This window comes from Moorena sp. SIO3I6 (assembly GCF_010672095.1).
This window is the reverse complement of the sequence record NZ_JAAHHU010000777.1, coordinates 1-2,244: the sequence shown is the minus strand read 5'-3', so window position 1 is coordinate 2,244 and position 2,244 is coordinate 1. Positions and strand designations below refer to the sequence as shown.

At 42.5% G+C, this 2,244-nt stretch carries 1 protein-coding gene and 1 pseudogene; both read left to right on the top strand.

The features are described 5' to 3' along the window. Nucleotides 1–628, top strand: a 628-nt coding sequence (locus F6K49_RS42615; protein WP_293107482.1) for a PspA/IM30 family protein, incomplete at its 5' end; no start/stop codon positions are given. 451 nt (nt 629–1,079) lie between these two features. After that, nucleotides 1,080–2,192 (top strand): annotated as a pseudogene (locus F6K49_RS42610) (transposase); the annotation flags it as partial. Nucleotides 2,193–2,244 lie beyond the last annotated feature (52 nt).

The window sequence follows — 2,244 nt, the reverse complement described above, 5'->3', positions numbered from 1 at the left end:
TCCTGAGAAAATCCTGGAACAGGCTGTCGATGATATGCAGCAGGATTTGATTCAAATGCGTCAGGCTGTAGCTCAAGCGATCGCTACCCAAAAACGCACCGAACGACAAGCCTCTCAGGCTCAAGCCGCTGCTGAGCAATGGTACCGTCGCGCTCAGTTAGCCTTGTCAGCAGGAGACGACAACTTGGCACGGGATGCCCTGACACGGCGGAAATCTCATCAGGTGACCGTCACAACCATGAACGCTCAGCTTTCCCAGCAAGCTGAGCTTGTGTCCAAGCTCAAGGAAGAGCTGCGTACCCTAGAACAGAAAATTTCAGAGGCGAAAACTAAAAAGAACTTGTATATTGCTCGGGCTCAATCAGCTAAGGCATCCATGAAAATTAATGAGATGCTCGCTAATGTAGGTACCAGTAGTACCTTGAGCGCTTTTGAAAAGATGGAAGATAAGGTAATGGAGCTTGAAGCCCGGTCTGAGGCAATGGCTGAGTTAGGTAGCAATCAACTCGATCAGAAATTTGCCGCTCTTGAAGCTAACGATGATGTGGAAGCTGAGTTAGCCGCCATGAAAGCTAATCTGATTCAAGGAACCGACACTCCTCAATTACCCTCAACTCAGGCAGAATAACCTAAAAATCCGGAAAAATTGGATAAATAGCTGGAAAAAGTAATTAGTGTCCCCATGGTCACCTCAATTGCAGGTTGTAAACCTTGTCTGAAAATACCTTAGAGCCTTGACCCAACGGGTTACTATACATGGAAACCTACAGGAAAACAGCCCCTTCTCTATCTTCTTAACAATACTCGGAAAGCGAATAGGTAGAATAAGACAAGGACGTTTTCTCAACAGATGGGACTATTATATCATAAGCGCCTCTCAAACCCAGTTTTTAACCCCTCCAACAGCAATCCCTTAGAATCCCCCATGGTTCAGCCGCCAGAGAGTTCAACCCTTAGCTTGTTGTCTCGCAACCAGACCCTCTTAAATAGGGATAATACGGTATTTAATGGTATAAAACCGACATTGACAATTCTCTAGCACTAGAGTAAGAGTAAAGTATAGGATTCAGACAGCAGCAATGCCCAAGAAAGTAGGAGCAACTAAAAAAATATCGACTCAAATCGTCCCAGTAGTGGGTATGACCGTGTCGGTTGAGACAGAGTTGTTGTCTATAATGAAAAAATTGGGTATTGTCAGATCTGAGTCTTACAACAAATTGGGAAGCATTAGCCACTGGGGGCTCGACTGGAAAAAAGCGATTCCGGAAATAAAGAGTTTTAGATCTCCTGACAGTTTAGGATTACCGGCAAAACTGATGGATTGGACCATTAATGATGTGGCGAAAACCATCACAGCGAGCCAGGCGGCCTGTAAAAAGGTGGTTATCAAAAATATTTACAAAAGGTTTCCGGAAAAAGAAAACCAAGATAAATGCAAGGAATATGTCACGCAACTCAAAACCCAGGCTTTTCTAGACAATCCTTTACTGCACAGACTTGTCAGAAAAGAATTCCATAGAGGTCATTCTTGGGTTAAAAATCAAATAGTTTATCAGCAAGTTGGTTACAAATGCCAGAGAATTTCGCGAAACACTTACCAACTAGAATTAGCTGGACTAACAAGAGGAAAAAGGAACAAGATAGTTGTCAAGTCTAACCGAAATATAAAAGGACAGATTAGGTTAATTTACAATCAAATCCTACAAAGATTTGAGATTCACTTTTTGGTAGACCATGGAACCGTAGAAATTCCACCCGAACGTCAAAGTGTCGGAGTGGACAAGGGGTATACGGAGGCTTTCTATGACTCAAAGGGTCAGGCTCACGGAGAAGGACTTGGAAAAGTAATCACAAAAAAATCGGATCGTATATGTGCTAAAAACCGTAATAGAGGAAAACTTTGGGCACTTCACAGAAAGTTAGAAAAATTAGATCCAGCTAAGTCAGCACGAATACTCAAAAATAATCTGACCAGAAAAACAGAAAATCGTCGTTACAGACGGAATCAATCAGAATTAACGGCCATAATAGGAGCAGCTTCTAAATCTCTCTTTAACGGGGAGTCATTGAAAGTATTTGCAGAAGATTTAACACAACCAATTAAAAACAAACGTCAGTCTAAGGCGGTATCCCGCAAGCTAAATAGTTGGATAAAAGGAGTAATGCGGGACTCTTTGCAGAAATGGGCTAATTAGACTGGCTCGGTTGTCACAGAAATTCAGCCTAGTTACACGTCGCAAATTA